21 protein-coding genes are annotated in these 24,655 nt (G+C 69.0%); 8 read left to right on the forward strand and 13 right to left on the reverse strand.

What is annotated here, in order from left to right; all coding sequences use genetic code 11:
- Nucleotides 1–12: 12 nt before the first annotated feature.
- From OG202_RS40580 to OG202_RS40590, 3 genes are read right to left on the reverse strand one after another with little or no spacing between them, the layout of a single operon-like run.
- Entirely contained in the window at nt 13–2,148 is a 2,136-nt protein-coding gene (locus OG202_RS40580; protein ID WP_328224377.1) for a UvrD-helicase domain-containing protein, read from the reverse strand.
- 40 nt (nt 2,149–2,188) lie between these two features.
- Entirely contained in the window at nt 2,189–3,442 is a 1,254-nt protein-coding gene (locus OG202_RS40585; protein WP_328224378.1) for an McrC family protein, read from the reverse strand.
- Nucleotides 3,439–5,247 (reverse strand): DUF4357 domain-containing protein, encoded by a 1,809-nt coding sequence (locus OG202_RS40590; protein ID WP_326574711.1) that lies wholly within the window; start codon nt 5,245–5,247, stop codon nt 3,439–3,441. Before OG202_RS40590 ends, OG202_RS40585 begins: the two co-directional genes overlap by 4 nt.
- 127 nt (nt 5,248–5,374) lie before the next feature.
- On the opposite strand from OG202_RS40590, the gene OG202_RS40595 reads away from it, so the two are divergent.
- Nucleotides 5,375–7,687 carry a DUF2786 domain-containing protein gene (locus OG202_RS40595; RefSeq protein WP_326574710.1) on the forward strand — a complete coding sequence of 771 codons (2,313 nt, stop codon included), beginning with the start codon at nt 5,375–5,377 and terminating at the stop codon, nt 7,685–7,687.
- A gap of 147 nt (nt 7,688–7,834) precedes the next feature.
- Here OG202_RS40595 and OG202_RS46660 read toward each other — a convergent pair whose 3' ends face one another.
- Genes OG202_RS46660 through OG202_RS40605 form a run of 3 tightly spaced genes read right to left on the reverse strand, consistent with a single transcriptional unit; the run spans nt 7,835 to nt 9,703 of the window.
- Nucleotides 7,835–8,011, reverse strand: coding sequence for an HNH endonuclease (locus tag OG202_RS46660; RefSeq protein ID WP_442811355.1), 177 nt, complete (start codon nt 8,009–8,011; stop codon nt 7,835–7,837).
- Nucleotides 8,012–8,071: 60 nt separating this feature from the next.
- On the reverse strand, nt 8,072–9,334 hold the full coding sequence (locus OG202_RS40600) for a PASTA domain-containing protein (RefSeq protein ID WP_328224379.1): 1,263 nt from the start codon (nt 9,332–9,334) through the stop codon (nt 8,072–8,074).
- A gap of 36 nt (nt 9,335–9,370) precedes the next feature.
- Nucleotides 9,371–9,703 carry a hypothetical protein gene (locus OG202_RS40605; protein ID WP_328224380.1) on the reverse strand — a complete coding sequence of 111 codons (333 nt, stop codon included), beginning with the start codon at nt 9,701–9,703 and terminating at the stop codon, nt 9,371–9,373.
- Between the two features lie 234 nt (nt 9,704–9,937).
- Between OG202_RS40605 and OG202_RS40610 the strand changes: the two genes are divergently transcribed.
- Genes OG202_RS40610 through OG202_RS40620 form a run of 3 tightly spaced genes read left to right on the forward strand, consistent with a single transcriptional unit; the run spans nt 9,938 to nt 12,513 of the window.
- Nucleotides 9,938–10,411, forward strand: a complete 474-nt coding sequence (locus OG202_RS40610; RefSeq protein ID WP_326585542.1) for a hypothetical protein — start codon at nt 9,938–9,940, stop codon at nt 10,409–10,411.
- Between the two features lie 18 nt (nt 10,412–10,429).
- Entirely contained in the window at nt 10,430–11,911 is a 1,482-nt protein-coding gene (locus tag OG202_RS40615) for a hypothetical protein (protein WP_327726888.1), read from the forward strand.
- Complete coding sequence (locus OG202_RS40620; protein WP_327726887.1) at nt 11,908–12,513, forward strand: hypothetical protein; 606 nt, start codon at nt 11,908–11,910, stop codon at nt 12,511–12,513. Before OG202_RS40615 ends, OG202_RS40620 begins: the two co-directional genes overlap by 4 nt.
- A 35-nt stretch (nt 12,514–12,548) precedes the next feature.
- On the opposite strand, the gene OG202_RS40625 is transcribed toward OG202_RS40620, so the two are convergent.
- Together OG202_RS40625 and OG202_RS40630 are read right to left on the reverse strand one after the other, a co-directional pair.
- Complete coding sequence (locus OG202_RS40625; protein WP_328224381.1) at nt 12,549–13,796, reverse strand: McrC family protein; 1,248 nt, start codon at nt 13,794–13,796, stop codon at nt 12,549–12,551.
- Nucleotides 13,789–15,903: an AAA family ATPase gene (locus OG202_RS40630; RefSeq protein WP_327726885.1), complete on the reverse strand. Its 2,115-nt coding sequence runs from the start codon at nt 15,901–15,903 to the stop codon at nt 13,789–13,791. The genes OG202_RS40625 and OG202_RS40630 overlap by 8 nt, the downstream gene beginning before the upstream one ends.
- On the opposite strand from OG202_RS40630, the gene OG202_RS40635 reads away from it, so the two are divergent.
- The gene (locus tag OG202_RS40635; RefSeq protein WP_328224382.1) at nt 15,902–16,450 is read left to right on the forward strand and encodes a hypothetical protein; all 549 of its coding nucleotides are present in this window, start codon (nt 15,902–15,904) and stop codon (nt 16,448–16,450) included. The genes OG202_RS40630 and OG202_RS40635 overlap by 2 nt on opposite strands.
- A gap of 66 nt (nt 16,451–16,516) precedes the next feature.
- On the opposite strand, the gene OG202_RS40640 is transcribed toward OG202_RS40635, so the two are convergent.
- The gene (locus OG202_RS40640) at nt 16,517–17,587 is read right to left on the reverse strand and encodes a ParA family protein (RefSeq protein WP_327726883.1); all 1,071 of its coding nucleotides are present in this window, start codon (nt 17,585–17,587) and stop codon (nt 16,517–16,519) included.
- Nucleotides 17,584–18,789 (reverse strand): ATP-binding protein, encoded by a 1,206-nt coding sequence (locus tag OG202_RS40645; RefSeq protein WP_327726882.1) that lies wholly within the window; start codon nt 18,787–18,789, stop codon nt 17,584–17,586. The genes OG202_RS40640 and OG202_RS40645 overlap by 4 nt, the downstream gene beginning before the upstream one ends.
- 413 nt (nt 18,790–19,202) lie before the next feature.
- On the opposite strand from OG202_RS40645, the gene OG202_RS40650 reads away from it, so the two are divergent.
- The gene (locus OG202_RS40650; RefSeq protein ID WP_327726881.1) at nt 19,203–19,430 is read left to right on the forward strand and encodes a hypothetical protein; all 228 of its coding nucleotides are present in this window, start codon (nt 19,203–19,205) and stop codon (nt 19,428–19,430) included.
- 140 nt (nt 19,431–19,570) lie between these two features.
- Here OG202_RS40650 and OG202_RS40655 read toward each other — a convergent pair whose 3' ends face one another.
- Complete coding sequence (locus OG202_RS40655; RefSeq protein WP_328224383.1) at nt 19,571–20,002, reverse strand: hypothetical protein; 432 nt, start codon at nt 20,000–20,002, stop codon at nt 19,571–19,573.
- Nucleotides 19,995–20,981, reverse strand: coding sequence for a hypothetical protein (locus OG202_RS40660; protein WP_327726879.1), 987 nt, complete (start codon nt 20,979–20,981; stop codon nt 19,995–19,997). Before OG202_RS40660 ends, OG202_RS40655 begins: the two co-directional genes overlap by 8 nt.
- 298 nt (nt 20,982–21,279) lie before the next feature.
- Here OG202_RS40660 and OG202_RS40665 point away from each other — a divergent pair, with 298 nt between their 5' ends.
- Nucleotides 21,280–22,641 (forward strand): endonuclease domain-containing protein, encoded by a 1,362-nt coding sequence (locus OG202_RS40665; protein ID WP_327726878.1) that lies wholly within the window; start codon nt 21,280–21,282, stop codon nt 22,639–22,641.
- A gap of 321 nt (nt 22,642–22,962) precedes the next feature.
- On the opposite strand, the gene OG202_RS40670 is transcribed toward OG202_RS40665, so the two are convergent.
- Nucleotides 22,963–23,814, reverse strand: coding sequence for an SDR family oxidoreductase (locus OG202_RS40670; protein WP_326574703.1), 852 nt, complete (start codon nt 23,812–23,814; stop codon nt 22,963–22,965).
- Nucleotides 23,815–23,915: 101 nt separating this feature from the next.
- Here OG202_RS40670 and OG202_RS40675 point away from each other — a divergent pair, with 101 nt between their 5' ends.
- A complete protein-coding gene (locus tag OG202_RS40675) occupies nt 23,916–24,491 on the forward strand; it encodes a TetR/AcrR family transcriptional regulator (protein WP_328224384.1) in 576 nt (191 codons plus the stop codon).
- The last annotated feature ends 164 nt before the right edge of the window (nt 24,492–24,655 follow it).

A 24,655-nucleotide genomic window follows, 5' to 3' on the forward strand; every position in this document is an offset into this window, starting at 1 on the left:
ATGCGCGTCACGTCAGTTCGGCTGAGGTACGAACGGACTGGCGATCCCGCTCCATGACACCGCCAGCGCCTCGCGGGCTCGCGTGCACGCCACGAACAGCAGGCACCGCTCCCGCAGCAGATCGGAGTCGTGCTGCAATGCGTCCACGGAGACGGGCGTCACCTCGCGCGCGAACGGCACCGCGCTCGCCGATGCCCCGAGCACGGCGACACAGCGGAACTCCAACCCCTTCATGGCGTGCATGGTGGCGAGCCGAACCCCGTCCACGCCCGGCCCAGGGGTGTCCCTGACGCGGACCACAGGCATCCCGGCCGCGGCCAGCTTGTCGTGGACCTTGTCGAGCAACACATTGAAGCGGGCGCACACCCCGATCTCCGAGGGCCGGATGCCATGGGAGATCCACTCCTCGATCCTCCCGACGAGCGCGGCGACCTCTGCCTGTTCGGATCCGTAGCCGTCCACGTGCGGCCTTCGGCCGTGCAGCAGCGAGCGGTAGCCGGCGAGGCTGTCGCTGCCCGCGCCGCCCAGGTCGTCGACGTTCACCGGGCTGAGGATGCCGGTCGACCAGGTGAGGATCTCCTCCGTGCTCCGGTAGTTGATGCGCAGGCGGTGGGTGCGTCCCGTCACCGTGACGCCCAGCGAGCCGAGCGAGACCTTCGAGTCGTAGATCCGCTGGTGCGGGTCGCCCGTGATGAACAGGTCGTCACTGCCGGACGCCGCCGCACCACGCAGGACGCGCCACTGGGCGGGGTGCAGGTCCTGGGCCTCGTCGACCACGACGTGGTTGTGCGTGGGAGCCGAGTCGGCCAGCAGATCGGCCGCGCGGGCACACACCTTCAGATACGTGGTGGCCTTCTGGAGACGCAGCATCTCCTCGAACAACTCGACGCCGGGCCACAGCTGTTCGCGTCGTGCCACCGACAGCGCACTGCCGCGACCGCGCCGCAGGGCGGCCTTGTACGCGTCCAGTGTGCGCAGGTTCTGCGCGAGTACGACGTGCCGGTACTCCTGAGCCAGGAACTGCTCCGTCCACGGCAGCCCGAGCTTCTTCACGACGCGCTCCCACAGCTGCCGTTCCTCCCGGTCACCGATGGGGGAGGGGGATCTGCCGTCGAGGCGGGTCACGACGCCATGCGCGTAGGCGTCGACCGTGGTCACGTCCACTCGGCCGAGCAGCGACTCGTCGCCGTCGAGGAGCAGGGACAGGTTCTCGCGAAGGGAGGAGGCCAGCGCGTTGGTGTAGGTGGTGAGCAGGACGCGGGCGTCGGGGGAACGAGTGAGAAGGTGCTTGACCCGGTGCAGGGCCGCGACCGTCTTGCCGGTGCCCGGACCGCCCGTGACCTGGACCGGGCCGCCGTACGACACCCGATACGCGACCCGGCGCTGCGACGGGTGCAGGAAGACCCGCCATGCCGCGAACGGCTTCTCCAGGATGTCGGCGAGTTCCTCGGGGCCGGTGATCAGGGTGATGCGGCTCGTGGTGTTGGCGATGGCGATGGCGAGGCTTTCGTCCGGGTCGGGGCCCGCGTCGACCGGCCGACGCACCGCGACCACGTCCCGGTACACGTCCTCGGCGCCGAAGCCCTCCGCGAGGTACTGCAGCACCTCGAACTGGTCCTCGGGCAGCAGCGTGCCGAACGCCTCCAGCTGCGGCTTGTCGACGATGGTCCGCACGGCCCTCAGGACCTGGTCGTCGATACCCAGTTCACGCAGCACGGTGTCGGAGTACTTCGCGAACAGCAGCGAGGGCGCGGCGGCCGCCGCCTTCTCCAGAGCCGGGGTCAGCTGCTCGATGGCCACCACGTTGCGGACTTCCAGCGCCCGCGTCGCGGAGTTCGTCGTGTACAGCCGCTTGGCCGCCCACGTGTACGCGTCGTCGTGCCGGACGACGTTGACGAGCAGGAACACATCGCTGCCGTCGTCCGGTGCGAGGACCACGCCCCGCCAGAAGTCGTTGATGCGGATCGTCCGCATCCGCGGGTCGCGGGCGTTCTCCACCGACTCCAGGTGCAGCCCCTTGTCCGCATGCAGTTCGGGCACGGTGAGCTGCTGGAACTTCTGCATCGCCTTGCGCACGCCGGCCCTGACGGGCTTCTCCAGGACGTCGTAGCTCTCCCAGAAGCTGTTGGCGAACGCGAGCTGCGGCACGAGGTGAACTCCCCACCCTGGACGGACACTCCGCAGTCGATCATACGCGCGGTGTGTTCACCAGCCGGAGGGCGATTGCTTCGATGTCCGTGAGCAGTCCGGCCGGTCCCTGGTCCAGGTCGAGGGCGTGCTGGTGGATGAGGATGCCCGCATGGCGCACTTCATGGGCGGCGTGCGGGGCGTTGCCCTTCGCGTACAACAGGTGTCCTTCGCGCAGGCCGAGGGCCGTGCAGTACGCCAGCATCTGGTACAGGTCGGCGTCCGGGTAGCCACCCCGTTTCTCCGCCTTGTACTTGGCGTCGACGACGGCGCACGGGGGGCCGCCGTCCGGCCCGTACAGCACGAAGTCCGGCTTCATGCGGATCGCGGCGGCTTTGTCGAGGTGGTGAGGGTCCTGGAGCCGGGCGGTGTGACCCGAACCCATGCCTCGGAAGGCCTCCCGCAGGGCGACCGTCACGAAGTCCTCGAAGAGCTTGTTCATGTCGAACAGGAACCCGTCGATGCGCAGCCCGCCGAGCGAGTGCTCGGCGGAGATGCCGTCCAGGACAGCGCGGGAGAGGTGCAGGGCGTGGTGGTACCGGGCGTTGAGGCGGGTGGGCAGCCAGTCGGGGATCGGCTGCCCGCGCACGATCGCGGTCACGTCGGCCAGCCGGGCGCGCTGGTGCAAGAGCCTGCGGCGTACGTCGCGCGGCACACCGGGCAGCCGAAGGAGACGTTCGACGGCCGTACGCAGGATGCGGTTCTCCGCGATGTCGGTGGTGAACTCGTCGTACGCGATCTCCACCGGCAGTGTCGCCCCGAAGCGCCGTCGTATCTGCTCGGCCTCCCGGAGCCGTCCGCGTACGACGAGAGCGGCCTCCTCCGTCGCCTTGTACCCCTGCAGCAGTCCTTGCCGCAGCGCGCGGTCCACCTGCCGCTCCACCGCGTGGGCGAGCGCGGGCACCAGATCACGGTGCTCGGCGACCTCGACCTCCCCGTCCCGCCAACTCGCCTTGGGATCAAGGCTGTAGCCGAGCAGGAAGAAGAGGCGGACGATGGGCACCTTGGGTGTGACACGCACGGTGACCGGCTCGCAGCCCGGCACGGTCACGGCCACCGCCCCGACCTTGCTGCCCGCCCGCAGCGACCAGTGCCCCGGTACGTACGGGTCGGGGGTCGCCTCCACGATGTCGGCGGCGGCGAGCGCGCGACCGACGGGCTCGGGGAGGGCGCGGCGGACGGCCGGCGCGTGCTCCACCAGCTCTACCGGCGCCACGGGCTCGGCAGGGTTCACGGTTTCCGCGGCGGACGTCACCCCAGTGACTCCCGCAGCGCGGTCAGCCCGTACCGCTTCTCGATGTCCACGCCTTCCCCGTAGTGGTGCTCCTCCAGCAGCGGAAGGATCTTCGTCCGCCAGGTCCGCTCCAGACCGCCCTCCCGGTAGACGCCCTTCTTCATCAGGTACGAGGGCCCGATGCGGAAGTCGGCGTCGTCGATACGGGAGTTGAGCGCGTCGAGTAGATCGGCGGGCTCGGTGTCCTTGCCCTCCTTGGCCAGCCAGCGGCGCAGCAGACCGCTCGTGGGCTCTGTACGGGGCGACAGCTCGACGAAGGCGAAGCGGCGGCGCATCGCCGCGTCCACGAGGGCGATGGAGCGGTCGGCGGTGTTCATCGTGCCGATCACGAACAGGTTCGGCGGCAGCGCGAAGTCGTCGCCCGAGTACGTCAGTCGTACCGACTTGTTGCGGTACTCCAGCAGGAAGTACAGCTCGCCGAAGACCTTCGCCAGGTTGGCGCGGTTGATCTCGTCGATGATCAGGAAGTGCGGGATGTGCCGGTTGCCCTCCCGGGAGGCGAGGTCGGCGAGTTCGCGCAGCGGGCCCGCGGTGAGCCGGAAGGCGACCTCTCTGGTCTGCGGGTCCTCCTGGGGCCGGAAGCCCTCGAAAAAGTCCTCGTAGGCGTACGACGGGTGGAACTGCACGAGTTTGACCTGCTCGGGCCCGCTGCCGAGGAACTCGGCGAGCTTCAGCGCCAGGTACGTCTTGCCGGTGCCCGGTGGCCCGTACAGCACCAACTGCCGCTCGTCCCACAGCAGGTCGCGCACCTCGCGCAGCCACTCGGTGTCGTGCACGAGGAGTTCACCGGCCAGCTCGTCCGTCGGCTCGGGCAGCTCCAGCTCGCGGCGGGCGGTGAGCGCGGGGATCTCCACGCTGGGGTCCCGCTCTATGGCTTCGGCCTCCTCGACCAGTTCCTGGTCGGTCAGACCGAGCCCTTCGATGTGGGCCTGGACCGAGGTCAGGTCGACGACGTCGTGCTGGATGGACAACTTCTGCTGGAGCTCCTCCGGAAGCCCGTCGTACGGGTGCCCGGTCGGCTGCCATTCCACCGGCCGACGCAGGTTGGAGCGCCGGTCCTCCGACTCCGTCTGTTCCGGCTCACCGGTGATCTCACCGACGTACAGGTGCCCGCCGGATATGGTGCACACGGTGTCGCCCGGCTTCATCCGGGACAGGAAGGCGTGCAGGTCCTCGACGAGTTGTTGCTGCTGGCTGTATGTGGCCGTGGACTCGTAGTCCTCCTGGACCAGGATGCGCAGCTCGTCCTTGCCGATGCCCTGCCGGACGCCCTGGCGCAGGCGGGAGGCGGCGAGGGTGACGAGTCCCTCCGGAAGCCACCGGCGCCGGACCAGGTCGAGGCCCGAGACGTTCGAACCGCGCACCAGCCAGGGGCGGTTGGGTACGGCCGGCGACTGTCCGACATGGTCGATGAGTGCGCGGCCATCGGCGGATTTCCACACCCCCCACCCGTTGGCACTGCAGCCCATGAGGATTTCGGCGGCGGCCGACGGCGAGGTGCACTCAATGTCCGATACCGTTTCCAGATATCCCCGCCAGCGGTCGGACCTGCGGATCACACCTGTGTCGATCAACTGCTGCCGCGTGTAGTACGACGGTGGTTTCCGCGCGGCGAACGAGGGCACAGTGTTGGCCCGGACCGGAGACCCCGCCGCGACGACGAACATCCGGCTTCCCTTGGCGCCCTTCTCCGGCAGCAGCCGCCCCCGGGCCACCATCTTGCCGTTCGGCAACCTCAGCCGGAACTCCGGCAACTCGTCGGCCATGGAAATCCCCCTCGACACCCACCGCTCCGATCTTGCCTGCAGACTACTGGCCCCCACTGACAGTCCGGTTCCCCTCGTCCATGGCCCGGCTTCCTAGGATGTCCTTTCGCATCCGGGAGGGGATCACATGACAGTGAGCGGTACGGACGGGCTGTCGGAGAAGGAGTTCCGGCAGGGGCGCGCCGACTGGTTGGAGATCAGGGCCGGGGACCTCGCCGCCGTGTTAGAGACCGCCGGACCCAGGTTGTACAGGCTGCTTCCCAGCGATCTGGGGGACCTGACACTGGTGGCGGCGGTGACGGTCGCGCGGGTGGCGGCGGACGAGGCGCGGGCCCAGCCCGTGGCCGAGACCGTCCGATGGCTGGAGCGGCTGATCCCAGGAGGGCACCTCCACGATCTGGAGGGAGCGGTACGAGAACTCCGGTCCCGCCTCGCGGCCGGCGGCGAGCCGGCCCTGTGGTCCTGGAACGCCGAGGGCTGGGAGGAGATGCTGCTGTGGCGGTGGAGGCGGAGTCAGCCGGCTACTGACGACCTGTCACGTGCTCGCGTGGGATGGCGGGTACGTTGGTCGGCGGACATCCCGGGGATGGGTGCCGTCGACTGCCCCGAGTGGGCGCCGCGTCGACATGGCAGGCAACTCCTCACGCCCACCGAGTTCTTCGCCGGTGAGCCGGAGCCGCTGAGGTTGCTGGCGCAGGCAGTGCTGGACGCACCCGGCACGGCCGCCGCGGTCCAGGACGCGGTGCTGTTGCGGGAGGAGCACCTCCAGGGCGCGGGGCACCTGGTGTGGCTGGCCGAGCAACAGGCCGGCGTCGAACAGCTCGAAGCGTGGCGCCGCAGACATCAGGCCACAGGATCGGAGGCCACCCGGGCGTTCCTCGCGGAGCTGTCCGAAGGGGTCAAGAGATACATGTCGCTGGTACTCCAGCCGGTCGTCGACGCCCTCTCCGCGTGCGAGCGTGCCCTGCTCGGCGACAGCAGGCACGGTGCGCGGCGCTCCGCCGCCGACTACCTGGACGCGTTCCTCGACGCGCAGGAACAACCGGGCGAGGAGGCATGGCGGGACGAACGGCTGAGCGCGGACGTCGAACAGCAGGCGCGGGCCCGTCATCTGCTGGGCGAGACGACCTGGCACGGCATGCTCGGCACGGTCCCCGTCTGGTACCGCATCGTCACCTCCAGGGAGGAGAGGGCGGCCGCGCTGGCCTACTCCGGGAAGCCGTCGACGTCCGTCGTCCAGGTCAGGACCGGCGCGGGCGTCCAGAGGAACCTTCTCTCCGACCTGTTCGGGCTCCCGGCTGACGAGCACGAGGAGTGGTACCCCGAACCCGGCATCGAGATCGACTACGCCCCGGACAGCGCCTTCGATCTGTGCGCGCTGCTGGCAGTCTCCCAACTCGGCCACGCCCGGTTGGAGTTCCTGATGCGGGGTGCCGACGGGAGTTTCCAGCGGCTTCGCTCGGTGCGGGCACGGGTCCGGGAGGACGACACCGCCGCCTGGCGGCGCTGGGCGCTCGGGGAGCTGTCGGAGCTGGTCCCGGACCCGGAGGACCTGGCGGACCTGATCGCCCGGGAGGACGACGACGGCACGGACGAGGACGACGCGGCGGATGCCCGGACGCGCGCCGACGACCGTACGTCGTCCGACTCCGGCACGTCCGGGTCCGGCCCCCGGTCCGCGCGCGACGGGCTGCCCGAAGCACTGCTCAACAAGGTCAGGGCGCTGCTGCTGAAGGCGGAGAACCCGGCTGCCACCGAGGACGAGGCCCGCGTCTACCTTGACAAGGCCTACGAGCTCATGGCCAAGTACGGCATCGAGCAGGCCATGCTGGACGACGACGTGACCGAGCCGGAGCGGCCGGTGGACCGGATCGTCGATCTCTACCCGCCCTACGTCAAGGAGGGGCGCCGGCTGCTCGCCAGAATCGGCTACGAGATGCGCTGCCGGTCCGTGTACCCCGGCGGCAAGGACAACCGTCACCGCGTCCACCTCTTCGGTTTCGAGACCGACCTCCAGGCCACCGAGGTGCTGTTCGCGAGCCTGCGCCTGCAGATGCTGGAGGGCGCGGACAACGCGGACCGCCTGCATCGCCCGGAGACCGAGGACGCCCGCGCCTACAAGCGTTCCTGGATGCTCGGCTTCATCCGCGAGGTGACCGCGCGGATCGGTGCCGCCCAGCAGGCCGCGAGGGCGGCCGCCGAGGAGGAAGCAGGTGCGGACGAGGAGGTGACGAGCGGACGCAGTGTGGCCCTCGTCCTCGCCGACCGTACGACCTTCGTCGAGGCTCGCCTCGCCGCGCAGTACCCGAAGCTGAACAAGACGCGTCCGACGAAGTTCAAGGGCACTGGTTACTGGCAGGGGGTTGCCGACGGCCGGCACGCCGACATCGGCGGCTCGGCCGTCGCGGACGAGGAACCGAACGTGCAGCTCACCCGCTGAGGGACCCGGAGCAGGTCTGTGGGCCGGGTCTGAACGACAGGTGGGCCGCCGGGCGAGGTGACAGCGGAGCTGTTCCCTTTCCGGCGGCCTCCTCCCGGCCCGCCGTGCGACGTTGACCGCAGCGACGGTCCAGTGATCTTCGCTGTGTCAGGTGGCAGGTTGCCCGACGTGGATCGCCTCACGGCAACTTGTGCAGAGCACCCGTGTCTTACGGCGCCGCTTGATCACGAGGGCGGCCCAGCCGGGCTGTTGTTCTCCTGGGTTCCCGAGGTCGGCGGGCCTGCGGATGTGGTGGACCTGGACGTTGCCGGGTCGTCCGCACAGCTCGCACCACCGGGCGCGGCGCCGGACCGACCGGCTGGACGCTTCTGAGGGCGTGCTGGGTCAGGAGGAGCGCCAGCGGTTGCGGCCGTCGGAGCCGGGGCCGCAGACCATGGGGGTTCCCGCCTTGGTGACGCCGGTCGCTCCCTGCGGAGAACAGAACGAGCCGGGGTGGACGGTGCCGACGCTGCTGCCGCCGCCGGTGGAGCCGCCGGACGAGGACGAGGAGCCGCCGCCCGTGGAACCGTCCTCCTCCTCGCTGGTGCTGTTGTCGCTCTCGTAGTCGGGATCGTTGGCCGGGATCTTGTAGGTCGTGTCCTTCGCCTTCGGGCAGTCCTGGACGAGGTCGGCGTCGGTCCACCGGCCCAGGTGGAGGCCGACCGTGGTGGTGGCGGTGACCTTGGTTCCCTCGTCCGGGGACTGGAAGCACACCCGCCACTCGGCGCCGTCCTCGGCGGCCTCCTCAGCGGTGGGGGAGTCGATGTCGAGGTAGACGTCGTCGAGCGTGACGCTGTCGAGGTCGATGCCGGCCTGCTTCAGATCCTTGATGGCCGTGTTGTAGGTGGCGCCGACCACGTCCGGCATCTTCGGCCACGGGAGCGGGCCGCCGTCCTTCTCGGGGCACGGTTCCCCGCTCTTGACGGCCGCGAAGTCGATGCTCTTCGCGGCCGTGTCGGCTTCCTGGAAGCACACCGTCCACAGGGACCGCATGATGATCGAGCGGTCGTCCTCGGCCGCGTCGTGGCGACCAGTGGTGAAGCCTGCGGAACGTGCGAGCTTCTCCGCCTCGTTCAGTGGTTTGCCGGTGTAGTCGGCGGCCTTGCGGACCTTCGCGGGGGTCGGGGAGGAGGTGGCCTCGGCACTCACCCCGCCGTCGTCCCGCGCCTTGGCCTCGGGCTGCTTCGTGGCACTCTCGTCGAGTTGCCCGCCCAGGCCCGCGCCGACCGCCAGCAGGACGAAGGCTCCGAACGTCGCGCCCAGTTTGGCGAGCCAGCGCCACTTCGGCAGCACCCAGACCGCCACCATGGCGGCGATCATCGCGACGAAGCCGAGCCCGAAGCTGAACGCGCCGAGCAGCGCGACGAGGGCGAGGAGGCCGAGCACGGCGGGAGTGGTCTTCCGCCAGGGCTGGGATGGGGGCGAGGTGTTGTACGGGTTCATAGGGCGCTCTTGATCTCTCTGGGCCGGACGGAGCTGATCGGCGAGGATCAGCTCCATGGTGCGGTAGGTGCCGTACTTGGCTTCGTCCTTGGGGCGAACGATGGGGAAGGTGTCGAGGATGTGGTCGGCGTCCTCGCGGGCGAGGCGGCGGACCGCAGGGGGCATTGGCCCGGGGTGTCCGGCCCTGGCCCTACAAGGGCGTCACCACGGCAGCATGATCTGCTCACCGCCGTTGTCGTGCAGGGCTCGGTGGGGGGGGCCTCGTTCGGCGAGGAATGCCTTCACCGCGGTCAGGTGGGTGTCGCTCAGTGCGAAGGCGACGAGGCGTCGGGCCCGGGTGACGGCGACGTACAGCACGCGCAGTGCCTCGGCGGTCTCGGGGTCGTTCCTGGCCGTGGCGCCTGTCGTCCATGCCTTGACCAGCAGGTCCGAGCGGCGGTCGTCCTCCTTACCGCTGCCGACAGGCGGGACGACGATCAGGACGGCGTCGGATTCGGATTCCTGGCCTTTCACCGCGACGGCTCGATGAGGCATGCGGGTCGGACACGACGGTGCAACGGGAAGTGTGCGTTACGAGCCTGGCATTAGTATGTTAGCGACGCCAACACACTTCCACTCGCTCGGGACTTGACCGTGTGTGCGCACGGTGATCAGTCGAGTGCGGAGCAGCCGTCGATGGGGCTCCGGAGGACGACACCGCTAACTCCGTTCACAGTCCGAACAGTTGCTAACGTTGCCAGGGAGTCGGTGATCGGAACGGGGGAGACGATGACGTTCGGCGACGAGTGGGCGCAGTTGGTATCGGAGGCCCAGCAACGGCAGTCCGTGGGGATGCGGCTCAACCAGCTGGAGCCGGGATCCGCCGGTGCCGGCATGGATCTGGTGGTCACGCAGGACGATCTCGGGGCGGTCGGTCATGAGGCGTTCCTGCTCCACGGCGAGTTGCACGAGAAGGCGGACATCGTGGGTGCGGGCGCCGACAAGAACGGAGAGGGGTCGACCGCGCGGGCGGCCAAGGAGTTCGCGGACCGCAACATGACCATGGGCGGCGAGCTGTACACCACGCTGTCGGTATGGGACTCGCAGGTGAAGACCGTCCTGCAGATGTGCGCGCACATCTCGAACCACCTCGACTACTCGAAGAAGCTGCACGCCAATGAGGACGCGGCGATCGCGGCCGCCGTCCGCGGCCGGGACGGGACCGCCATGCCGGTTTCCGAGATCTCCAAGTACGTGAGCTGACGAGGAGGTCGCACCACGATGGGCACGTTCACCTATTCCGATCTCATCGCGCTCGATCTCGGCAGACTGCACGCGGCCGTGTCCGACTGGGAGACGATGGTCGGGAACCTCGACAGGCTCCAGGCCGATGCCAGGGACGGACTGCTGAAGAAGTCCGAGGGGGCCCGCTGGCAGGGCGTCAACGCCACCGTCACCAAGGACTTCGTGCGTGGCGCCGCCAAGGAGTTCGCCGATCTCCACAGAGAGGCGCAGAGCATTCACCACGTGCTCGCCGACGCCCACGCCGAGCTCTCGCAGATCCAGAAGCGCGCCAAGGCCCTGACCGAGGAGGCACGCAAGGGGAGTCCGGACCGTAGTCCCGACCCAGACCACGGCCTGCTCGTGACGGACGGCGGGAACGGGACGGTGAAGGTGATCGAGGCGGTGTGCGACGTGAACGGAACGTCCCAGCGCACCAGGGACAGGATGCAGTGGTACGCCGACACCCTGACCGGTCTGGTCGCCCACGCCGCCGAGATCGACGCCGCGGTCACCCGGGCCCTGCGGAAGTCACACGGCGGCGACCCGCACAACGCCGGCCACGCCACCTACACCTCGCTCGACGAGGACCAGCTGCCGCGTGCGATGAAGCTCGCCTCGCTCGGCGAGGACGCGAACGCCGGGCAGCGGGCCGAACTGCGGCGGCTGTGGCAGTCACTGAGCCCGGAGGCGCGCGCCGAACTTTGGAAGGCGCGCAAGGACGACCTGCTGGCAGCCGGACTGCTCAGTCCCACGGTCAAGCAGATTGCGCCCGACAGGGGCTCGGGGCGGCATGGGGCGGAGGAACCCACCTTCACCGAGTTCATGACCAAGGACAAGATGAGGATGCTTGCCTCGGGCTCCGACTGGCAGGGCATGAACGATGCCTCCCGGCACATGCAGCACTACCTCGAGAACTCGGGGGAGCCGCTGGACCTGCCGGTGGACAAGATGCTGCACGACGACGAGGGACTCCGTATCCACGCCGAGGAAGCGATCCGCGGGAAGCAGGACGGGTGGCGGGAACAGGCGCTGGAGGAGTTCCGGCGCAATGGCGGCCGACCCGTCACCATCCCGGTGGAGACCGGCAACAGCGACTACAGCTTCCCCCAGGGCACACAGGACAACTGGTTCTACGCGGTCGGCTCCACCCGTACGAACGTCACCGGCGTGGTGACCGTGGTGCCCGGGGCCGACGGTGAGCCGAAAGTCGGGCTCGACTACCAGGTCAACGCCTGGGACCGCTACAACTGGGACGAGGGCAAGGGCGTCACCATCGGCCCGCTCAGCATTCCGGACGGCCAGCCGGCGCGGCTGCACACCACCGGTCTTGCCCAGGAGTTCGACATGCAGGGCAGCAGTTCCGTGAAGCACTACGATCTCGGTTCCGCGACGCCGAACAATGATCCGCTGCCCGCGCCGGACGATCCCGGCCGTGAAGGCACGAGGCAGGACCCGGGCAGGGAGAGGACGAAACGTTGAGCCGAGCGACCACCGCAGTTCCGCCACCGGAGGGGAAGCGCCGGCCGACGGGCGTGCGCAGGATGCTCGTCGTCCTGGGCGTGGTACTCACGGCGGCGGCCGGAGGGATCGCCGCAGTGGCGCTGCTCGGTGACCGCGCCGTGTCCGAGACGGCGGCCAAGGAGAAGAACTGCTGCTGGGAGAAGGGCGTCACCCCCGCCGGACTCAGTGACCGGATCGGCATCAGAATCCCTGAGGAGGCTACGGACCGAAAGGCCGCGTTGAAGACCAACTCCCGTTACGACACGGGAATCCTGGCCTTCGCCCTGCCCGAGGACACCGCGAACATCTACCTCTCCCGGATGGTGCCCGAAGGCACCAAGATGATCGCCAACATCGCGCCGAAGCCCGACGCGTACAAGGGGGACGCTCCGTTCACGCACCTGGGGCTGACGGAGCCGGAGACGATCACCTCGAATTTGGGGAAGACCGCTCTCTGCCCCGAGGACACAGAGACCCCGGAGGGGAAGTTCCTGCGCAGCTGCGTCGACATCTACGCCCATGAGTTTGAACCGGGCAGTACGAGGATCTATGTCAGGTCGAGTGGCGGTGCGGGCCAGTGAGCGCCCCCGGGGGCGGGGCGCGTACTCCGTGTCGGTCAGTGCAGTACTGAGCCGATCCACTTCGTCGCCTGCTCCGGCGTGCTGCGGGTGTCGACGCCGAGGACGTGGATGGTGCCCAACAGGCCGCTGGGGCCGCGCACCTGGAGGGTTCGCCGGGCGTGACTGCCCGGCTGGGGATGGACGATGACGGCCGTCGAGGCGTCGGCGGACGCGTAGCCGCTTCCGTAGGTGAGGACCTGGTGGACGTCGGCCGCGCTCACGCCGTGGCGGTCGTAACGCTTGTACTTGGCGTCCACAGGCAGCAGCGTGCGATGTGCCGCGTCGTGTCCTGGAAGTCCCGGAAGGCTGAGCAGGAGATCGGGCCGGAAGGTCGAGGCGCTGCCCAGGTCTCCGCGGACCGTGATGCCGACGCCGCTTCCGCCGGGTACGGCGTGGCCGCCGTGCGGGCCGACGGCCTCGGTGCCGAGACGGCGGACGACGGCCTCCCAGAGCGCGGGCATTCTGAGCAGGAGTCCGTCCGCCGTGGTGCCGTGGTCGGTGAGCAGGTCGGTCACGCCTCCACCGCGCAGCAGCAGGCGGGCCCAGGTGTGGGCGGGCCGGTAGCGGGCGTTGAGGCGGGTGTAGTGGGTGCGGTCCAGGGCGCGGAGCGCCGCGGCCGGGGTCGGGGCCTGCGGAAAGGCGCCGGCGGCGCCGTGCAGGGCGCGCGCAAGGTCGGGACTGGCGGTCAGGCCGAGCGCTGCCTTCACTGCGCTCCCCAGAACACGGTTGTCCCAGATGTCCGCCTCCCGGTCGAAGGTGCGGACGTGCAGCTGGTCCAGTTGCCCGTAGCGGCGGGTGGCCTGGGCGGCGATGTCCAGGCGTCCCCGGAGTACTGGTTCGACGCTCCGGCGGCGTACGTAGTCCCGGCGCACTCCCTCGCGCAGCAGCCGCTCGCACTCTTCGTGCAGGGCGGCGGCGACCAGGTCGGCGTAACCGTCGGGGCCGGTGGCCCACCGCCTGGCCGTCGCCGGGACGGGCGCGCCGAGGGCGTAGGCGAGCCAGCTCATGAGCTGCTCTCCGGGAATGGCGAACTTGGGTGCGACGACCACGCGGACACGGTCCAGGACCAGGACCCCGACGGTCGCGTCGGCCTTGAGCCGCCACCCGGTGCGCTCCCTGGTCAGGGTGAGGCAGCCCCGTGCCTGGAGGGCGTGCAGGCGGTCGACGTCCCGGGGAGTGAGCTGATCGGGCTCCAGCGGGGCGGACTCGTACTCGCCGAGCTGGACCGGGGTGCGGTCAGGCATCCGGGCCGGGAACGCCGCTGGTGAACTCGGTCGCCAGCGCGTCCGCCAGGTCCTGCGGGGGCATGAGGAGCGGACGCCCGGTCTCGGCGTCCACCAGGCCGCCGAGGATACGGTGCAACAGGTCCGCCCGGCCGAGGCAGTAGTCCTCCAGGAGCGGGATCACCTCGTGGTGGAAGGCCGCCGCCAGATCCTCCTCGGTGGCGATCGGCTCTCCGTCGCGCAGCAGGTAGGCGTGCCCGATCTGGTGGTCGGCGTCGAGATGGCGGGCGATGCGCATGTTGAGGGACTCGAAGAACGCGGCCAGGTCAAGGGGACCCACGGTCCCGGCAACCGCGTCCGGGTCCGGGCCCACGGGCAGGAAGGCGAACCGGCGGCGGACCGCGGCGTCCAGGTGGCTGATGCTCCGGTCGGCGGTGTTCATCGTGCCGATGACCCGGACGTTCGGAGGTACGGAGAAGCGTCGCCTGCTGACGGGCAGGGAGACCGGCAGGTTCCGCTTGTCGAGTTCGAGGAGCGTGATCAACTCGCCGAAGATCCGCGGCAGGTCACCGCGGTTGATCTCGTCGATGACGAGCAAGAACTTCTGGTCGGGATCGGCGGCGGCCCGGCGGCACAGGTTGTGGAACAGGCCGTCCGTGAGGGCGAGGGTGAGCCCCGGGCCGGTGGCGCTCAGCTCCGGCTTGAAGCCCTCGACGAAGTCCTCGTAGCCGTAGGAGGGATGGAAGGTGACCATGCGGACACGCTCGCCGTGCAGCATCTCGACCTGCGCCTCGGCACGTTGGCGGGCATCGGCACCGAGTACGTCCGCGTGGCCGTCCAGGGCGAGGGCGGCGCCGAGCGCGAGCCGGGTCTTGCCCGTACCGGGCGGCCCGTGCAGGATCACCTGCCCCTTGCGCTCCAGCGCGTCCAACACGGCCTGTACGTCTTCGGGCAGCGCGACCGGCGTGCCCGTCTGCGCCTGGCCCGTATCCGGGACGGAGTCGGAGCCGGAGCCGGAGTCGGCGTTGCGTGCGGTGAACCTGGCGAAGAGGGACGCGTCGACCTTGGCGAAGGTGGACCGCCACCCATGCTGGGGCTTCGGCAGTTTCTGCGCGTGGGAGAGGTCCCAGGTCACCGGGACGACGTGGTGGAACGCCGGCCGGTCCGGGTCGTAGCGGTAGCTCCCGTCCACCCTGCCGGTGGCCAGGACCTCGTCCATACCGCGGTTGGCGACGACCCGGTCTCCCGCCTCCAGGTCTCGGAAGGCCAGCAGTCGGCGGGCGAGGGTCAGGCTGCCACCACTGCTGCGCGGCCAGTGCGCGTCCAATGCCTGCTTCAGCTCGGTGTCGCTCTGGTACTGGCCGAGATCGCCGAGCTCGTCCCACCCGACGCAGATGAATGAGCCGTCCCGGCATTCCTCCCACAGACGGCCGCGCTCGCCGGGCGCGATCTTCCAGATGGTGCGTTGCCGGGGGTTGAAGTGCTTGTACAGGAAGCGCATCACCTCCTGTCCCGTCCAGCCCTCGAACTCCTCACGGGTCCGCACGAGTTCTCGCAGTTGCCGGTTCGTGCGCGAGGCGGGGACGCCGGCCTGCGCCTCGCCGCCGAGCAGCGTGACGAACGTCCGCAGATGCTCGGCCGCGTAGATCGGCAGGAAGTGCTGGGGGAAGTAGGTCGCCAGGGACTTCGTCACCAACGTCGGCCCGTACCGCAGCACTTCGAGGTCGTCCAGCGCCTCGAAGTCTCCTGCCCCGACGGCGTCGAAGGCCCGGACGAACTGTCCGCGCAGTTCCGCCCAGGCCTCCTGCGGATCCATTCCCCTCAGCGGAGCGGCCAGCCGCCATTCGCCGGAGTTGTGGTGGTACATGATGTGCTTCGCGGCACTGCCGCCCCTGATGCTGCCCAGACTCGGGGTGAGGAACTCCAGCAGCCGGCAGTACGTCGGCGCCGACCCGGGCGGCGCGGCCTGCCCGAGCGCGTAGCGCTCCAGCGGCAACTCCGCCCACTCCTCCAACGGGAACTGGGCCAGCACCTGCTTGCGCTCGTCCTCGGCAGTCGCCTCGACGTCCGCCACGGAGGTCCGGTCGAACTCGGCCGCCGCCGTGCGCACATCCACCGCGTTCGTCATGGAGGCCATGATGCCGGAGCGCGCGGTGGCGTCCCCATCGCGCGGCGAGGTTGGGCAACTTCCTGCGTGCGACTCAGGTGGCTGGCACGATGCTCAGCACGTCGAGGTGGCCTCCTGGGCGGCGGGCGCCAGGGCGATGGGAGAGATCGTGCAGGACTGGATCTACATCCTCAATCCGAACAAGGACACCCTCGACGGGGAGCCCTCCGACAAGGAGACCGTGCGCCGTCTCGCCCACGAGGACCCCGAGCTTGACCTCTGGCTCAGCAGACGAAACCGCATGAACCCTGGCGACCGCCTGTGGTTCTTCTTCAGTCAACCTGAGTCTGCGGTGGCCGCGGTGGCCGAGGTCGACAGGGAGCCGCGTGAGGACCCCGACGACCCCGATTTCTCCTACCGGGTCGACGTGACCCTGCTGACCGGGCCCACGGACACTCTGTACGGCAACCCGGTGGGCCGGGGCGACCTGGAACTCGGCCAGGTTCGGTCCGTGCAGAAGGTCAAACCGGCGGCGTTGCAGATCCTGCTCGCGAGAGCCGGCATGTGAGACGACCGTCGCGGAAGACTGGTTGAGGCGATCTTGCGAACGCGCCTGGACGTAGTCGCCGAAGGCTTACCGCCGATCAGCCGTCGACGCGTCGCCCGTGCCCCGGGGAAGGTCTTCGACCCTGGCGAGAACTCCTTCGGACAGCGCCTTGAACTCCTTGAAGCAGGTCTTCACGTACTGCTGGGTGCTGCCCAGCGCACCGTCGGCCGGCCTCAGATCGAACATGGGCTTGCGCGCGTCGTGCGCCAGGGGCATCAGGCTTCGGTAGTTCCTCATCGTGGCGATGCGGTGGCTGTCGTCCCCGCGCGAGGGCGGGGACTCGCCGAGGACCGCCGAGGAGTAGACCCAGGGAATGCGCTGGAGCCATCGCTGGTACGCCTTGACCGGCCTGTCGAGGCGCATTTCCGGCTGCATGATGACGTACCCCAGCGGCTGCATGCTCGCGCGAGGAGCGGAAATGGTCTCGGGCACTCTGGGCAGGACGAGGGACTGCCAGTCGCTGCGCCACTGGCGCAGCGTCGGGCCCAGGTTGCTCAGGCCCTTCAGGGAGAACAGGTCCGCGGCCAGGGGCATCAGTACGGTGTCTGCCGAGATCAGCGCGGCCCGGTTGATGGCACCCAGGTTGGGGCCCACGTCGATCAGTACGATATCGGCGTCCACGGCTCGCGCCGCCTGCTCGATGATGCGGTGGAACGACGTGGACGTGCGAATGGCCGCGACATCGCCCGCATATGCGCGTGACCATTCATTGGACAGTTTGTCCTCGAAACGGCTCAGGTCGAGACTCCCCGGCAGCAGCCATAGGTCCGGCTGGAGCCGGGCCGGCTCGACGACCGCGATGTCGCCCGTGCCCTCCAGGATGGGACGGACGGCGTCGGCGATGGTCTGGCCGCTGCGCACCCGCCCCGTGCCCGGTAGGCCCGCCATGGCCGCTCCCTGGTTGATGAGCTCCGAAGAGTTCTCCCAGAGCTCTTCGATCTCGGTCTCCTCCAGGCACATCGACGTGAGGTTGGCCTGGGGATCGAGATCGACCGCCAGCACACTCAGGCCGAGTCGCCTGATCATGTGGGCGAGGTGATAGGTGAGGGTTGTTTTGCCCACACCGCCCTTGTTGTTGAACAGCGCGATCGAGGTCATGCGGCCCTCCGGATGACGACGGCCCAGGACGTGTCGTCTACCTGGAACTCGGCGGGCGGGTTTCCGTTGGTCTCCAGCGCCTTCCTCACCCGGCCGATACCCCGGCCGAACCGGTTCACATAGCCGAGGCCCTTCATCGCGGCGGCAAGGGAAGGATTGCGGTAGTCGGTGACCCGGTCGAAGTTGTCGTCCCGGACCTGCCCGAAAGGCCCACCGGGGTTGGTTACCTCGATGCGGTCGTCGAACCACACGATGCGGGTCGGCGCGTACGAGGTCTCGTAGTTCCGGTGCATGAGGGCATTCATGCAGAGTTCCCGCAGTGCTTCCAGCGGATAGTCCGGGCGGGGCGTCTCGCGGAAGCCGTCCTCCACGAGGCGGGTGCGCAGATTGCTCCGCAGGAGGGGTTCGAGCCGGGCCGACAGCCCGACCAGGTTCTGCCGCAGTTCCTGCTCGTCCGCGACGGGGGCGTCGAGGTCCGTGCCCTGATAGCGGACGAACTGGAGGTACGCCCCGGGAATGTGGCTCCCGGGGTCGAGGCCGACGGTGAGCAGGCCGAGCACGGTCGGCGTACCTTCCGGCGTCATGAGGTGGAGGGACGACAGCTGGAGGTCCACCGGACGGCCGTTCTCCTCGATGACCTCGGGCGCGACCATGGAAGGCAGATACGACTGCCGGAACAGGTCGAGGTCCAGGTCGTCGAGGCGGGCAAGAGACAGCGGCCGTGTGTCGAACGGGATGTCCTTGGCGCGACGCCGCTCCGCCAGCACGCGCTCGTCCTCGCGGCTCGCCCTGCGCGTGGTGGGGCCGGGACGGACCCAGATGACGCCCTCGAACCGGACTGGTGGGGTCGCGCAGGCCTCGACATGGAGCCGGATGACCGGCTTCCCCCGGAAGACGGCCCGATCGACGGTGAGCGACGGGCGGTCGAGGATACGGCCGTCGTCCCGCAGCTCGGTGAGCTGAAGGAGCGCCCGGTCGCTCAGGTCGACATCGTCGACCGGGCGCCCCTTGTCGTCCACACCGATGAGGACATCGCCGCCCCCACGGCCGCACAAATCGTTGGCCATGGCGCACACCGCGTTTCCGATGGCGTCTCCACGTCTCCCCTCGCGTTTCGCGGTGCGCTTGAACTCAAGGGACGCGGACTCCTGCGTGCCCAGGAGGTCGGCAAGATCCGTACTGTTGTCGCTCACGGTGCCCATTGTGCCGTGCGGGGTGTGCCCAGCAGCGTTCCGAGCCCGGTGGTGGATCGGGGCCGGCGCCTGTGGGCCCGGCGGACGACATCAACCGCCGGGCCCGATCCATCCCCAACGAGGACATCACGGACCGGCGCAATCTGGACCTTCAGAAATCGGTGTCGGAGGCCGCCGATCCTGACACCAGCCACCTGGAGCGGGCTTACCAGGAGTTGGGGGTCACGCTCGGCCGGCAGATGCGACCTTTCCAAGGCGGTCCAGCGCGGCTTCAGCGTCGAGGACCGCATCATCGAGCCGCGGCTGACGGATGAGGGCGAGGAGGGGCGGTCTCTTCGGTTTCCGCTTCTGAGCTGATGTGGCCAGGAGGAGCCCTGCCGCCGTGTGTCATGCTGTGGCGGTTTTCGGAAGGGGAGGGTGAGATGACTGAGAAGCCGCTGACGCACAAGCAGGCGCTCGCCGCGGTGATCCAGGCGCTGGGAGGCACCTGGGACACCGAACGTGCCGTACTGGCTCTACGAGTCGCCGGGTACCGGCCGACGGACGACGAAGCCGCGGGCAAGGAGGCCCGCCGCAACCTGCGCGAGCTCGCCCAGGACAGTGTGATCGTGAGGCCGGACCTGGACCAGGCCGTGTATCGGCCGGCGTAGTCGCCGCCGCAGGGCTCCGTCACTGACCCGTCAAGGGATGAGCTCCGGAAGCCGTTCGTGGTGATGTGTACCTGGAGACCTGCGCCGCTGCCGGAACGGCTCGTGTCCCGGCAGCGGTGTCATCTCTTAACTCGTTGCGGTCAGAGCTCCCATATTTGATCCGGGTCGTCCAGTGCCGCCCGGACCTGAGAGAGGTCTCCGATGTCCGCGAGCGGCGAGCTCTTGGCGATGTCGACGATCCCCCGCACGACGGTGTGCAGCACTTCGCCGTTGCCCTCGTCGAGTGCTCTGTCCAGCCGGGCGAACATCTCCTCGTAGAGGTTGCGTCGTTCCGCGAATGCCTGTGCGAAGTACTCCTTGAGGACGGCTTCAGCGGCCCGGATCCGAGCGACTTCCGTGGCTTCGTAGGCCTCCAGCCGGGCTCTCTTGGTGCTCTCAACCTCGTGAACGTGGATGCACTCTCGGGCGGCGTCGACAATCTGGTTCAACGCGGCGAAGCCGTCCATCGCACGAACGGAGCCCTTGGCCGCGTTGACGACCTTGCCTACATGCACCTTGGGCCGGTCAGCCATCATGAGTCTCCTCGGTCAAGGGTCTGTATCTGATGGTGAGGCTTGCGCTGCGCTCGTCCAACTTGCCTTCACTGTCGACAATCGGAGTCGCAGCCACGTCGCGGACCGCCATGGTCAGTGTCATGGCCCGCTGGAAGCGCGCGGCGTGCCTCGGTGGATCGAACGGCTCGGACTCCAGAAGCTCCAGCGCGTCGAGCACTCGGAAGGTGAGGTCCGTGAGAAGCCCGCGCAGTTCCGCGGCGCGGGCGTCGACGCCCTTCAGGCGGGCGTCCGTCTCGTCGAGCTCAGCCATTGCCACGGCGATCTGCGCCTCGAACTCCCTCGCCCGGGTGAGCGCCTTCGTGCCTTGGCCCTTGACGACCAGTCCACCGACGAGCAGCGCGGGACCGATGGTGACGAAGTTGAGCGCCGTGGCTCCCAGGGCCATCCCGCCGCCACCTGATGCAAGCGACCCACCACCCAGGAAGGCGAGGGCCGCACTTTCGGCCGCGGCGCCCGTCAAGCCCGAGATCGCCACTCCGGTACTCGCGACTCCGAAGCTGCTCGCTGCCGCCGTGATCCCAGCACCTGCGCCCGCTCCTGCCGCCGCGGATCCGAGAGCCCCACCGATCCATCCCACCGCGTCGACATCGAGGCCGCGAAGCCCGGGGATCTTGGTCATGGTGGCGTCGACGCCCTCCACCAGCAGCCGCTCGCTCTCGCGCACCTGCCGCTCGTGGCGACGCAGGAAGTCGCCCATGCGTACGACGACATCGGTGAACGCCTGCCTCTGCTGTTCCCCCAGCGCCTCAAGGGCGGTGTTCGTCGCCGCCAGTTCGTCCTCGGTCTGGGCTCGGCGTCGCTCGTAGCCCTGGCCCGCCTCCTTGAGCCGCTCCCTCGAACGCTTCAGGTCGTGGAAGCCTTTGCCGCCGAGGATGGCCCCGCTACCACCGGTCGCCACACCGACACCGATGAGTAGGACTGGTATGAAGAATGGCACGATCTCCCCCTCAATGACCCATGACCCTGCGCGAACCAGTAAGTTCAACCGCTCTGTTCCCGTTGCTGGGTGCGGCGGAAGGGGCCACGCGTGCTATCGATGCGCGTTGTTGGCGCCTCAAGCATGACGGTAGCTTGTTAACGTCGTCAACGCGCTTGCGCGATTTCCGGGGATCCGAATTTGTGTACGCGCTGGGGTGTCAGCCCAGGCGGTCCTGCCGCTCGGCGGGTACGGCTCCACGCCCCAACGGTCGGCGCCTGGAAGCCCGTTGCCGCGTCGGCGCCGTTAGCCTGTGGGTATGTCGGAGCGTGTCATGCCCGGTCGCACGGACGGCCTGATCACCCTGGGTGCCGCGGACGCTCTGTGGGTCCATCTGACGGCCGACAGTGCTGTGCCGACGGCTTCTGGGGCATTCACCCGCTCTCCTGCCCATGCCCGGGTGGGGTACGTCCTGCTCGGCGGCCATGTGGTGGCGACGCTGAGGGCGAGCGGCGGTCAGTGGAGTGTCCCGGAGGGTGAGGTGCGCCGGGCGGCCGCGGAACTGAACGCGGTGGGAATGGACCGGCAGGACCTGGTCCGCATCGGTCCGTTTCGTGGGGCGCCGAGGCAGGAGTGCGACGAGGAGACGCCGCTGCGTTGGCGCCGGCGCATCACGGGGGAACTGCGGGAGGTGGGCGGCCCCGAGCGGGCAGCACGACGTGACCTCGGCCGGCCGTACCATCTGGCGGGGATCGACTGGCGACAGATGCTCGTGGAGCAGACCCGCGACGGGACACAGCGCACGTGGTGGCTGCCGCGCGCCATGGTCAGGCTGCTCGACGCGGCCGAGCACGCCGAAGCGCAGTGGGTGCAGGCCGCGCGGACCCGCCGGGCAGGCGCAGCCGCCACCGGGCCGCCCTCCCACCCCCGGCGGGCCCGAGACGCCGACGGTCGGCGAGACGTCGACGGTCGGCAGACGACGAGCCCCGAGGGCCCCACCGCCTCACCGCGCCCGTACAACGCAGAGCTGGAAGGCCAGCTGTACTCGGTGCTCACCAGGAAGCCCGGTACCTCCCGCAGGGTGGCCGGGTGGGCGTGCGCCGTCTGCCGCACCGCGCCCGCCACGGTGCTCGACCACTGCCACGAACACGGCTACGTCCGCGCCCCCGTCTGCCAGTCCTGCAACACACTGGAACGTCCCGACCACCTGTACAGCAACGACATCCGGGTGGCGAACCGCTACACACGCCTCTTCCACACCGACACCGACGACTGGCTCCGCCACTGGCACCGCTGCCCCGGCTGCCGCGCCCGCACCACCCTGCCCCTGCCGCACCTCGCCGCATGGACCGCCCACATAGCCTGCCGATCGCTGCGCCCGACCCACCGAGCCCCCCGCGGGCGCACACCCTGCGGTGTTCTGCGCGTGTCCTGGACGGGCAGTCAGAACACGCCCCGTTCCTGCCTGCTCACGGTCGCCGTCGACTGCTGCCCCTCCGGCGAGCACCGCGTCTTGGCGCGCGTCCCCTACCGCGAAGCCGTCGAGCGGTTTCGCGTCTGGTTGGCCGAGACGGCCCCCGCCGTGGCCGCCGCGGCCGGTCCCGACCGCGTGGACGACCTCCCCGCCCAGTCCCGGCCAGTCATCGCGGACACCAGCGGCGAGGGCCTGGCACTGTTCTGAGCGGGCACCGGGAGGCCTGACGCCCCAACACCCCAACGTCACCCCGCAGTTACCGGCCCCCGACACGTCACCCCGCACGTCTGGCGAAACGCGCGGCAGAACTCTTAGAACTCCTAACGAAATGATCTTCGAGCTGGTTGGATCACTCCGGGACTGACGACCTGGGGGTGTGCGGTGGCGCGGCCGAAGCCGTGGGAAGCCGAAGACGAGCTGTGGGCGGTGATCGAGCGACGTGCCGGACTTCCGGACGTCGAAGTTGCAGAGATGCGCAAGGCCGTAATGGCGGCGAGATTTCCTGACGGGTCGTGCCGGTGGGGCGGATCAGTGGGTGAAGGCGACAGATTCAGCGAGATCCTTCTGGGTCTCGAGCGCGGTGAGACGTTCGGTGAGTGCCGCGTGGATTGCGCTATAGGTGTCGGAGCCGAGAGTCAGGCGCAGTGGCGGGCTCGGGTGGCGGGTGGTGTCGTAAATGGCGGCGGCGAGCTTGGCCGGATCGCCGGTGAAGACGCTCTCGTCTGCGGTTTCCAGGTAGTGCCGGGTCTGGCCGACGGCATTGTCGCGGTAGACGGTCGTTTCGGTGGTGTATTGCAGGGCCGAAGCGAAGCCTGTGCGGGTGGCGCCGGGCTCGACCAGAGTGAGGTGAATGTTGAAGTCGGAGACCTCGCGGCTGACGCTCTCGGTGAAGCCCTCCAGCCCCCACTTGCCCGCGTGATAGGAGCTGTGAGTGGGGATACCGACCTGGCCGCCCACGCTGGAGATCTGGATGATCCGGCCACCGCCCTGCTCGCGCATCGGCTGCAGGAAGGCGCGGGTGATCACCATCGGCGCGAGCAGGAGCACCTCGATCTGGTCGCGAATCTGCTCGACGGTCATTTCCTCGGCGGCGCCCACAACCGCGTATCCGGCATTGTTGACCACAATGTCCACCGGCCCGGACCGGAGCGTCCTGCCGACCACCTTGTCCACATCGGCCGGCCGCGTGAGGTCGAGGATCTCGACAGCCAGCCGGTCGCCGTGTGTCTCGCGCAGGTCTTCCAGAGCTGCCGGGCGGCGGACCGTCGCCGTAACGCGGTCGCCGTTCCGGAGGGCGTGCTCGGTGAGATGGCGGCCCAGTCCACCGGAGGCTCCGGTGACGAACCAGTGACGTGAGGCCTTGTCGGAGGGAGCGGGCATGGGGGTCTCCTGAAGTAGAGTGATACCGGAATCTGTTCCGTTTAAAGCTAAGCGGAACGGATTCCGGAAAGCAACTGGAGACCGACACCGAAGGAACCCGCATGCCCGCCACGCCCCGCCGCACCAGGAGTGACGCGCTGCAGAACCGGGAGCGCCTGCTGGAGGTCGCCGCGCAGGCCTTCGCCGAGCAGGGGCTGGACACCGCGCCTGCCGCCATCGCCAAGCAGGCGGGCGTCGGTGTCGGAACGCTCTACCGGCACTTCCCGACTCGGGAAGTCCTCATCGACGCCGCCTACCGGCGTCAACTCACCCAGGTGTGCGAGAAGGTGAACGACCTTCTCACCCAGCACCCGGCCGCCGAGGCCACCCGGATGTGGATGGAACACTTCATCCGCTACGCCACGGCAAAGAGCGGAATGTCCGAAGCCCTCAACGCGGTCATCGCCTCCGGCATCGATCCATACTCCGACAGCCGCGCACTCCTTACCGACGCCGTCGCCAGCCTCCTCGCGGCCGGCGCCCGAGACGGAAGCCTGCGCACGGACGTCGCCCCGGACAATGTCCTACTCCTCATGGGTGGCATCGCCTATTCCGTGCAGCACGGCACCGAAGAGCAAGCCCGTCCGCTCGTCGACCTCTTCATGGACGCGCTGACCAAGGACTCGACCGCGAGCTGAACCCGAGCTCCCGGACCGGCACGCCAACGCGAGCGCAGCCACGGTCAGTTCATCGAGTGGCTCCGTCGGCACTCACGAGGTTCTGGACACATGCCGCGCACCGAGTTCTGAGCGCATTCCGTTAGGAGTTCTTACCGGAACTCATGCAGAAGGCGCCAGCGTTC

This window comes from Streptomyces sp. NBC_00310, assembly GCF_036208085.1.
Taxonomy (GTDB): Bacteria; Actinomycetota; Actinomycetes; order Streptomycetales; family Streptomycetaceae; genus Streptomyces.

Excerpts from the sequence above, each read along its gene's own strand:
- OG202_RS40675 (WP_328224384.1), top strand. The coding sequence starts at position 23,916 with ATGCCCGCCACGCCCCGCCGCACCAGGAGTGACGCGCTGCAGAACCGG.
- OG202_RS40640 (WP_327726883.1), bottom strand. The coding sequence starts at position 17,587 with ATGACCTCGATCGCGCTGTTCAACAACAAGGGCGGTGTGGGCAAAACA.
- OG202_RS40610 (WP_326585542.1), top strand. The coding sequence starts at position 9,938 with ATGACGTTCGGCGACGAGTGGGCGCAGTTGGTATCGGAGGCCCAGCAA.
- OG202_RS40665 (WP_327726878.1), top strand. The coding sequence starts at position 21,280 with ATGTCGGAGCGTGTCATGCCCGGTCGCACGGACGGCCTGATCACCCTG.
- OG202_RS40595 (WP_326574710.1), top strand. The coding sequence starts at position 5,375 with ATGACAGTGAGCGGTACGGACGGGCTGTCGGAGAAGGAGTTCCGGCAG.
- OG202_RS40615 (WP_327726888.1), top strand. The coding sequence starts at position 10,430 with ATGGGCACGTTCACCTATTCCGATCTCATCGCGCTCGATCTCGGCAGA.
- OG202_RS40590 (WP_326574711.1), bottom strand. The coding sequence starts at position 5,247 with ATGGCCGACGAGTTGCCGGAGTTCCGGCTGAGGTTGCCGAACGGCAAG.
- OG202_RS40600 (WP_328224379.1), bottom strand. The coding sequence starts at position 9,334 with ATGCCCCCTGCGGTCCGCCGCCTCGCCCGCGAGGACGCCGACCACATC.
- OG202_RS40605 (WP_328224380.1), bottom strand. The coding sequence starts at position 9,703 with ATGCCTCATCGAGCCGTCGCGGTGAAAGGCCAGGAATCCGAATCCGAC.
- OG202_RS40625 (WP_328224381.1), bottom strand. The coding sequence starts at position 13,796 with ATGCCTGACCGCACCCCGGTCCAGCTCGGCGAGTACGAGTCCGCCCCG.
- OG202_RS40645 (WP_327726882.1), bottom strand. The coding sequence starts at position 18,789 with ATGGGCACCGTGAGCGACAACAGTACGGATCTTGCCGACCTCCTGGGC.
- OG202_RS40630 (WP_327726885.1), bottom strand. The coding sequence starts at position 15,903 with ATGACGAACGCGGTGGATGTGCGCACGGCGGCGGCCGAGTTCGACCGG.
- OG202_RS40635 (WP_328224382.1), top strand. The coding sequence starts at position 15,902 with ATGGAGGCCATGATGCCGGAGCGCGCGGTGGCGTCCCCATCGCGCGGC.
- OG202_RS40670 (WP_326574703.1), bottom strand. The coding sequence starts at position 23,814 with ATGCCCGCTCCCTCCGACAAGGCCTCACGTCACTGGTTCGTCACCGGA.
- OG202_RS40650 (WP_327726881.1), top strand. The coding sequence starts at position 19,203 with ATGACTGAGAAGCCGCTGACGCACAAGCAGGCGCTCGCCGCGGTGATC.
- OG202_RS40655 (WP_328224383.1), bottom strand. The coding sequence starts at position 20,002 with ATGGCTGACCGGCCCAAGGTGCATGTAGGCAAGGTCGTCAACGCGGCC.